At 65.7% G+C, this 9,164-nt stretch carries 6 protein-coding genes; 3 read left to right on the top strand and 3 right to left on the bottom strand.

Annotation, left to right across the window (positions count from 1 at the left end; genetic code table 11):
• Positions 1-486: 486 nt before the first annotated feature.
• Complete coding sequence (locus P1T08_02655) at positions 487-1,761, bottom strand: serine hydroxymethyltransferase (protein ID MDF1594990.1); 1,275 nt, start codon at positions 1,759-1,761, stop codon at positions 487-489.
• A 295-nt stretch (positions 1,762-2,056) separates the two neighbouring features.
• Here P1T08_02655 and galE point away from each other — a divergent pair, with 295 nt between their 5' ends.
• The gene (galE, locus tag P1T08_02650; protein ID MDF1594989.1) at positions 2,057-3,076 is read left to right on the top strand and encodes a UDP-glucose 4-epimerase GalE; all 1,020 of its coding nucleotides are present in this window, start codon (positions 2,057-2,059) and stop codon (positions 3,074-3,076) included.
• Between the two features lie 24 nt (positions 3,077-3,100).
• On the opposite strand, the gene P1T08_02645 is transcribed toward galE, so the two are convergent.
• Both P1T08_02645 and P1T08_02640 read right to left on the bottom strand, forming a co-directional pair.
• Complete coding sequence (locus tag P1T08_02645) at positions 3,101-3,679, bottom strand: L-threonylcarbamoyladenylate synthase (protein MDF1594988.1); 579 nt, start codon at positions 3,677-3,679, stop codon at positions 3,101-3,103.
• Positions 3,680-4,378: 699 nt separating this feature from the next.
• The gene (locus tag P1T08_02640; protein ID MDF1594987.1) at positions 4,379-4,804 is read right to left on the bottom strand and encodes a hypothetical protein; all 426 of its coding nucleotides are present in this window, start codon (positions 4,802-4,804) and stop codon (positions 4,379-4,381) included.
• A 433-nt stretch (positions 4,805-5,237) separates the two neighbouring features.
• Here P1T08_02640 and P1T08_02635 point away from each other — a divergent pair, with 433 nt between their 5' ends.
• Together P1T08_02635 and P1T08_02630 are read left to right on the top strand one after the other, a co-directional pair.
• Positions 5,238-7,064 (top strand): VWA domain-containing protein, encoded by a 1,827-nt coding sequence (locus P1T08_02635; protein MDF1594986.1) that lies wholly within the window; start codon positions 5,238-5,240, stop codon positions 7,062-7,064.
• A 141-nt stretch (positions 7,065-7,205) separates the two neighbouring features.
• Positions 7,206-9,137, top strand: a complete 1,932-nt coding sequence (locus P1T08_02630) for a prolyl oligopeptidase family serine peptidase (protein ID MDF1594985.1) — start codon at positions 7,206-7,208, stop codon at positions 9,135-9,137.
• Positions 9,138-9,164: the final 27 nt, after the last annotated feature.

The raw sequence follows: 9,164 nt of genomic DNA, 5'->3' as shown, positions 1-9,164 counted from the left end.
CCGAGAGAGAGCCACCCGGACCTCGGTCCCCCCGCAGGGGGGAAGGTCCCTGCGCCGAAGCAAAGCAAAGGCGGAGGTAGGGGGGCCGCCTTCGTACATCGCACGATGGGAAGCATCAACCGCGGTCTGCTCTATCACAGTCGTTCCCTTGACGAACTTGTGAATCCCTTCACAATCGAACCAACCCCTGCAATGAGCGAGGTATTCCTTGAGGGTCGCGAGTTGCTGGTCGCGAGTCGCTGGTCCAGAAGCCCCCCTCCCCCACCTCCGGCGAGGGGAGAACGCAATCTGTTTGCTCCCCGCCGCGCATCGCACACTTCCTCCCCCACGGCCCACCACCGCGTTCCTCCCCGCCGCGCACCCAGGGTTCTCCCCCACCGGCACACCCCACCGCGTTTCTCCCCCACGGCACGTGGGGGAGATGCCGAGTCTGCGAGGCAGAGGGGGCGACCCGCGACCCGCGACCCGCGACCCGCGACTCGCGCCTCACACATGCCCGACGAACCCCTCCGGATACGGAGGGAACTGCTTCGCCAACTGGCGGATTTGCGACTCGGTGGCGGCCAGAACCCGCTCTTCTCCGTGGTTGCGCAAGGCTTCGGTGATGAGGTCGGCCACCTGGACCATCTCGACTTCCTTCATACCCTGCGTGGTCACCGACGGTGTTCCGATTCGCACTCCCGAGGCCCGGAACGGCGGCCGGGGGTCGAAGGGAATCGTGTTGAAGTTGAGGGTGAGGCCGATGCGGTCGAGCATCTTGGCGGCGTCCTTGCCGGTCAGTTCCTCGTCGACGGAGCGGAGATCGATCAGCATCATGTGGTTGTCGGTGCCGTCCGAGACGAGACGGAGGCCGTTCTCCATGAACCGGGCCGCCAGGGCCGCCGCGTTGGCTATCACCTGGTGGGCATACTCCTGGAACGCCGGCTGGGCGGCTTCGTGGAAACACACGGCCTTGCCGGCGATCTGGTTATACAGCGATCCCCCCTGGGCGTTGGGGAACAGCCCCTTCTGGATCTCCAGGCCCATCTCCTCGTTGTTGGTGATGATTGCTCCACCGCGAGCACCGCGCAGTGCCTTGTGGGTGGTGAAGGTGACGACGTCGGCGTGCTCGATCGGATTCGGGAACGCCTTGCCGGCTACCAACCCGATGTAGTGGGCGGCGTCGACCATGAAAACCGCTCCGATTTCGTCGGCGATCTCACGGAACCGCTCGTACTCGAGGTGGCGGGGATAGGCCGAGTATCCGGCCAGCAGGATCTTCGGCCGGTGCTCGTGGGCGAGTTTGCGGACCTCGTCCATGTCGATGCGCTCGGTGACGGGGTCGACTCCGTAGGCAACGAAGTTGTAGTAGCGGCCGGAGAAGTTGACGGGCGAGCCGTGGGTGAGGTGTCCGCCCTGGTCGAGGCGCATTCCCAGCACGGTGTCGCCGAGGTCGAGCAGGCTGAAGTAGACGGCCATGTTGGCCTGCGCACCCGAATGAGGCTGGACGTTGGCGTGCACACCGCCGAGCAGTTCGAGCACCCGCGTCTGGGCCAGGCGCTCCATCTCGTCGACGATCTGGCAACCCTCGTAGTACCGCCGTCCGGGATAGCCCTCTGCGTACTTGTTGGTGAACACCGACCCGGTCGCCTGCATCACTGCAGTCGAAGCGAAGTTCTCAGAAGCGATCAGATGAATGCTGGTGTTCTGCCGGTCGAGGTCCCGCCGGATGAGATCGGCCATGGCCGGGTCGACGTGTTCGATGTTGCGAGAATCGATCATGGCTTCCTTCAGAATTGGGTCGACCAGAGGGTAGTCGCCCGGCAAATACTCACCTTATTCGGCGGAGAAGAACGCGAGTCCCCCGAGCAGAACCGCATTCGTCCCAACAACCGAGGCGAGAAGCCGCCACCCCAAAGCGCTCACCGGCGTTTTCTCCCCCGCGACCGCGCCGGAGACACCGAGCCCTCGACCCACCGCGTTTCTCCCCCGCTCCGCGGGGGAGATGCCGAGTCTTCGAGGCAGAGGGGGCAGCCACACCGGGTACCCTTCGCCCGAGATTCCCAGAGGAGTACGCATGAACATCCTGCTGACCGGTGGGACCGGCTACATCGGTAGTCACACTGCCGTCGAACTGATCGAAGCGGGCCACCAGGTCACGTTGATCGACAACTTCTCCAACAGCAGGCCGGCCGTGCTCGATCGACTCCGGGAGATCACCGGGACAGACATCGATTTCTTTGAGATCGACGTCCGCGACGATTCCGCCCTCGAGGACCTGATGGGCCAGCGCTCGTTCGACGCGGTCATTCACTTCGCCGCTCCCAAGGCGGTCGAGGAGTCGGTCAGGCGGCCGCTGCACTACTACCAGAACAGCGTCGGCGGAACGGCCACTCTCTGCGAGGTGCTCGACCGCCATGACGTGCGGAACTTGGTCTACAGCTCCTCGGCGACCGTTTACGGCATGCCGGAACAACTCCCGGTGACCGAGGAGTCCCCGCTGTCGGCGCTCAACCCTTACGGCCGGACCAAACTCATCTGTGAGTACTTGCTCGAAGATCTACAGGCGTCCGACACTCGCTGGAACATCGTTTCGCTTCGTTACTTCAACCCGGTCGGCGCCCACGTGTCTGGCTTGATCGGGGAGGACCCGCAGGGCAAACCGGCCAACCTGGTGCCTTTCATCGCGCAAGTTGCGGTTGGCAGACGCGACGAACTGGAGATCTTCGGGAGCGATTACCCGACCCCGGACGGCACCGCCATTCGCGACTACCTGCACGTCACCGACCTGGCCGCCGGCCATGTGGCCGCCCTCGACTACCTCGAGAGCGAACCCGGTTTCGACGTGATCAACCTCGGGACCGGCCGGGGTCAATCGGTTCTCGAGATGGTGCAAGCCTTCGAGCGGGCTTCGGGAACCGGCATAGCCCGCCGCCTCGTAGACCGGCGACCGGGAGACGCCCCCGAGGTGTGGGCCGACGTTTCAAAGGCCAAACGTGTTCTGGGCTGGGCCGCCGACCGCAGTGTCGACGAAATGTGCGCGGACGTATGGCGCTGGCAATCCCAGAACCCCTACGGCTTCGCAGACCCCGATTGACCTTCGGGTTTCGTTCCAGTCGGCCTAGCCGAGCAAGTCCCCGAACGTCACCGGTCCTTCACGCACCAGTCGGGGCGGATTGGTGGTCATGTCCACAACGGTGCTGGGTTCCCCGCCTGGGCTTCTCCCCTCCAGGTAGACCGCCACACCACTGCCCAGCAGCTCCCGAGCCTCAACCTCATCTTGAGCTGGAGGGTTGCCACTACGATTGGCCGATGTCACCGCCAAAGGCCCGGCCGCACTGAGAAAGTCAAGAGCGACGGGATGATCCGGGATCCGCACGGCGACGGTTCCCCGCTCGCGCTCCCCCACCCAATCCGGCAGTTCAACGTGCCGGCGCAGCACCAAGGTCAACGGTCCCGGCCAATGGCGCAAGGCCATATCTTCGATCTCAGGCGGGATGTCGACGATCTCGAGTGCCTGGGCGACGGTCGCCACCAGAACGGGAATAGCCTTCTCGTCGGGTCTGCCCTTCAACTCGTAGAGCGCCGCCACGGCCTCCGTGTTGAGCGGATCAACCGCCAGGCCGTATACGGTGTCGGTGGGCACACCCACGATGAGCCCACGGTGAATGGCGGCAACAGCCGCGTCGATCGTCGTCATGGGGTTGAGTCTACGTCTCCACCCGGCCGACAACGGGTTGGCATCCGAGGCATAGAAGGGATCAGCGGAAAACGCGCGAAGGCGCTGTGCTCATCTCTGAGCGCCAGCGCCTTCGTCTCGACCCGGGCGGCCCTCCCGTCGTGCCGTGATCTGCAGCACGCCCGCACCGATCGGGTCGGATCGGTCACCTCACGCTCCCCCTGAACTCAGTGACCGATCATTGGTTCAGGGATCATCGCTCCCAGCCCGCAAACCACCCCAAGTGGTTTCATTGCCACCATAACGGCGACACTCCTTCCTGCCAATAACTGGTCGCAACCCGCGCGAATCGACTAGTTACCGGGGCTCTCGCTCGAAGAAAGACCACGGACCGCGTTCCTCCCCGCGACATTCACCGCGTTCCTCCACCGCTGCAAATCACGTCGTTCCTCCACCGCTGAAAGCGGGGGAGGTGGTTTCGCCGAAGGCGAAAGCGGAGGGGGGCAGCAACCCCACACAGCAGCCCCTCACCCCTCCGCTTCACTCCGGGACTCCCCCCGCCCAACGGCGAGGGGAGAACGCGACACCGTTCCACCCCAGACAACAAGCCCAAACGCGTTCCTCCCCCGCTGAAAGCGGGGGAGGTGGTTTCGCCGAAGGCGAAGGCGGAGGGGGCCAACCAGACCCGCGCTCGCGAGTTTCCGTCCCAGCTGTGCGATATCAATCCGACATGGCGAGACGCACAAAACGACAAAAGGCATACGCCCGCACCATGCGACGCGAATCGACCTGGGCGGAGATATACCTGTGGCAGCAGGTCCGGGGCGGCCAACTCGCCGTGCGCTTTCGCGTCAGGAACCGACCGGCCCCTACATCATCGACTTCGCTTGCCTCTCGAAGAGGCTGATCATCGAGGTGGACGGCAGCAGCCACGAGTACAGAGACCACGCCTACGCGGAGCGCCGGGACGAGTGGTTCCGGACGCGAGGCTGGACGGTTCTGCATTTCACCGAACGGTACGTACTCGACAACATCGAGGGAACACTGCGCGTCATCAACCACGTACTCAGCGATCCGGCCGCCGCCTCCTGCTACCTCGACCGACCAGCGCGGCGCAGGAGAGCCCTCGAAGGGGACAGGCTCCACGCGGTTCTCCCCCACGGCACGAGGCCGAGGTGGCCAAACCGCGTTCCTCCCCGCTGCCGGTCACCCGACCCCCCTCCCCTCCGCTTCGCTCCGGGACTACCCCCGCCCAGCGGCGAGGGGAGAACACAACACGCAAGGCGACTGCGCGACTGCCGGGGAGGACCGAGAACTCCCAGCAGAAAGGCTCAACGCTTTTCTCCCCCATGGGGGCCGAGAGGGCCAAAGCGCTCCTCCCCCGCTGAAGGCGGGGGAGGTGGTTTCGCCGCAGGCGAAAGCGGAGGGGGCACGACCGTCCTCACGTCGGGAGCTAGGGGGGCATGACCCGGCCAATCGCAGCAGAGCCGCACCTGCCGTCACTTGACCGACCCCACTCTGAGTGATATAAACCTCACAGGTGGTGGGATGGAAGGCCCCTAGTGGAACGGGGTCCATCGTGAAGCGTCTGATCGTCCCGACCGCCATCGTCCTGGTGTTTGCCTCGCTGCCGGCGCTGGCGTCGTCCTCGGCAACGCTGCTCCCCAACGGCACACCCATCGACGTCACGCTCGACGCTCCGTTCGACGGAACGGAGTATGTGGTTCCCTCGATTTCCGGCACGGTCGACGTCGACGTGGAAGGCACCGCCTCGGTGGGTTTCGGGAGTGGTGACGCCACAGTCGTGTACGTCCTCGACGTGTCCGGCAGCGTGGAAAACGATTCGCTGGGGGATTGCGGGGGCGATCTGAACGCCGACGCCATCTTCAACTCGATCCTGGACTGCCAGATCGCCGGATTGCTGGCCCTGAACCAGGCAGCCATCAATTCGGGTTCTGTCGACGAAGTGGGCCTGGCCGTCTACGGCCGCCGGTCCCAGGTGGCCGACATGACGCCGGGCGGAGGCGACGATCCGACCACGACGCCGGACGCCGGGCCGGGAGACGTGGGCACCGTCCTCACCTCCGTCGTGGCGTTGGCCGGACAGGCGGGCCCCACTCAGTTCACCCCGAAGGATGCCGATCGAGGACGGACGAACTTCTCCGCCGGAGTGGCCGCCGCCACCACCATCGTCGGGGCGAGCAGCAACACCACCAACATCGTTGTGTTCCTCTCCGATGGGCTCAGCAACGACGGCGCCTTCACGGAGTTCTCCGACAACGTCGCCGCCCTCGGGGCAACCGGTGCGGTCGCGCACTCGTTCGCGGTCGGGCAGGCGGCTTCGTGTGCGGGTGGCAATAACGGAACCCTCCAGGCCATCGCCGACGGCACGGGCGGAACCTGCACCCAGGTGTCGAATCCGGCCGATCTGGCGGATGTGATTTTCGGTCTCTTGTCCTCAACCCTCGACTCGCTCGAATTGTCGGTGGACGGCGGGGCACCGGTCACGATTCCCAACGGCGATATCTCACTGCCGCTCCCCCAGGACGGTCCGATCGCGGTGACCTACTCGACGCCGGCGAACGGCCTGGGGGTCGGGTCCCACACGATGTGCGTGACGGCCTTCGGAGCCGATGCCGGCGGCCCCGGTGACAGCGGGCCGGCCTGCACCACTGTGAGCGTGTACGCCATCGATCTCGCACCGCCAGATGCCACGAAGGAACTGGGGGTCGATACCACCCACACGGTGACGGCGACCATCGCCGGCGAGGCCGGGACGGTGGGCGGCCGCCTGGTCACGTTCACGATCGTCGACGGCCCCAACACCGGTACGACGGGAACCTGCACGTTGAACCTCGACTGCACGGCCGATGCAGCCGGCAACGTGTCGTGGACGTATACCAACACCGGCGGAGGTGGCACCGATGTGATCCAGGCCTGCTTCACCGTCGCCGACCCGACCGGTCAAACCGGGTGTGCCCGGGCAACCGTGCTGTGGGCCGACACCACTCCCCCGCTGGCGGCTTGTCTGCCGGGCCCCAACCCGCACGGCCAGAAGATTCCCCCGGCGGGCAGCAGCAGTCTGCCCGGCCCGAAGGGTGGTCAGAACGAGGACGGGTTCTACGACCTGGCCGCCGAAGATCTTGTCGACCCCAGCCCGCAGGTCTACGCGGTCGACGAGGGCACCGGCTTCGTGTTCGGCCCCTATCCGGCCGGCACTATCGTGAAATGGACCCAGGCGCCGGGGGCGCCCCCGGCTGAGAAGAAGATGGGCAGCGACAAGGGCCAGGCCGGAGCCGTCGACTGGCACCTCCGCGGCCAGGGAGACATGCTCATCTATGCCGTAGACGCTTCGGGCAACGCCTCCGACCCGCTGGTCTGCCTAGTCCCTCCCCTCCCCAAGTAAGACGTACGTTTCTCTCCCCCAATCATCGTGGGGGAGGTGGCACCGAGAGGAATTCCGGCGGGGCCCACCCCGCGCCGTTGGCGCCGCACGCTCCGAGGTCACAAGCCGGTTAGATTCCGCTGCAGCTCACGAAAGGTGTTCATGACGGTCACGGCTCCCTACGGGTCCTGGGAATCGCCGATAACGATCTCGATGCTGACGGAGGCCGGCGTAGCGGTCGGTGGGGTTGGCACCGACGGTGATGATCTCTACTGGATCGAAGGCCGCCCGCAGGAAGGCGGCCGTCAGGCGATCGTCCGCCGCGACGCCGGCGGCGTGGTGGCGGACGCGGTGCCGGAGGGTTTCAACTCCCGGTCCCGGGCCCACGAATACGGTGGCGGATCCTACGCGGTGCGAGACGGCGTGCTCATCTCCTGCGACTTCGCCGATCAACGGGTCTACCGCTTCGACGGCGGTGAGCCGGTGGCGATCACCCCGGAGCCGAAGACGCCGGCCGGCGACCGCTACGCCGACTTCGTATTCCACGGCGACCGGATCATCTGCGTGCGGGAACGCCATCGCAACGACCGGGAACCGAAGAACACGCTGGTCACGTTCCCGCTCGACGGATCCGACAAGCCACGAGTCATCGCCAAAGGACAAGATTTCTACTCGTCGCCGCGGGTGAGCCCCGACGGCACCCGGCTCGCCTGGTTGTCCTGGGACCACCCCCTGATGCCCTGGGACGGCACCGAGTTGTGGTGGGCTGCGCTCGCCGGGGACGGGTCGGTGTCCGAACCGGAACTGGTCGCCGGTGGCGACGACGAGTCGATCTTCCAACCCGAATGGTCGCCCGGCGGGGTGCTCCACTTCGTGTCGGACCGCACCGGCTGGTGGAACCTGTTCCGGCACGTTGACGGCCATGCCGAAGCCCTGCACCTCATGGAAGCCGAATTCGGCAAGCCACAGTGGGGGTTCGGCATGCGCCGCTACGGCTTCCTGTCCGAGCACCGGATCGTCGCCGTCTATTCGGAAGGCGGGTTCGACCGGGTCGGTGTATTCGAAAAGGACACGCTCCGGGCGGTACATACGCCGTTCGACGTATTCGGCTACACGCTCGCAACCTCCGGTGATCGGTTGTACACGACGGCCGGAAGCGGGTCATCCCCGATGGCGGTGGTAGCCATCGACGTCAACCGCCAGGCCGTTGAGGTTGTGAAGCCGAGCCTGCAGATCGACCTCGATCCGGCCTTGATCAGCCTGCCGGAGGCGATCGAGTTGGCGACCACCGACGATGGGATCACCCACGCCTTCTACTACCCGCCCCGCAACCCCGGATTCATCGCGCCCGCCGGTCAGAAGCCGCCGCTGCTGGTGATGAGCCACGGCGGACCGACCGGCGCCACCAGCCCGGAACTGGACCTGAGTTATCAGTTCTGGACATCCCGCGGCTTTGCGATCGTCGACGTCAACTACCGGGGCTCGAGTGGCTTCGGGCGCGCCTATCGCAACGCTTTGCGGGGAGAGTGGGGCGTCGTCGACCTCGACGACTGCATCAGCTCTGCTCTCTATCTGGCAGACCGCGGCCTCGTCGACGGTGACCGGATGGCCATTCGCGGCGGTAGCGCCGGTGGCTACACCACGTTGTGTGCTCTGGCGTTCGCGGACGCCTTTGCGGCCGGCGCCTCCTATTTCGGAGTTGGGGATCTCGCCGCGTTGGCCACCGACACCCATAAGTTCGAGTCCCGCTATCTCGACAGCATGATCGGCCCTTATCCCGAAGCCGCCGACCTCTACGACGAGCGGTCACCGCTGCACAACCTCGACGGCTTCTCGTGCCCGGTCATCCTGCTCCAGGGTCTCGAGGATCGGGTGGTGCTGCCGGCCCAGGCCGAGGAGATCGTTGCGGCGCTCGATGCCAAAGGCATTCCGCACGCCTATGTAGCCTTCGAGGGTGAGGGGCACGGTTTCCGCCAGGCCGAGAACATCGAACGCGCCCGCGAAGCCGAGTTCTACTTCTACTCACGGGTGTTCAACTTCGACCCGGCCGACACCCTCACCCCGGTCGCAATCGCCCACGAAGAAGCGCTGTAGCCGGCACGACCACCCACCGCGTTCCTC

Source organism: Acidimicrobiia bacterium, assembly GCA_029210695.1.
Taxonomy (GTDB): Bacteria; Actinomycetota; Acidimicrobiia; order Spongiisociales; family JAHEDJ01; genus JAHEDJ01.
The sequence above is the reverse complement of the archived record's forward strand: the minus strand, read 5'-3'. Positions and strand labels throughout refer to the sequence as shown.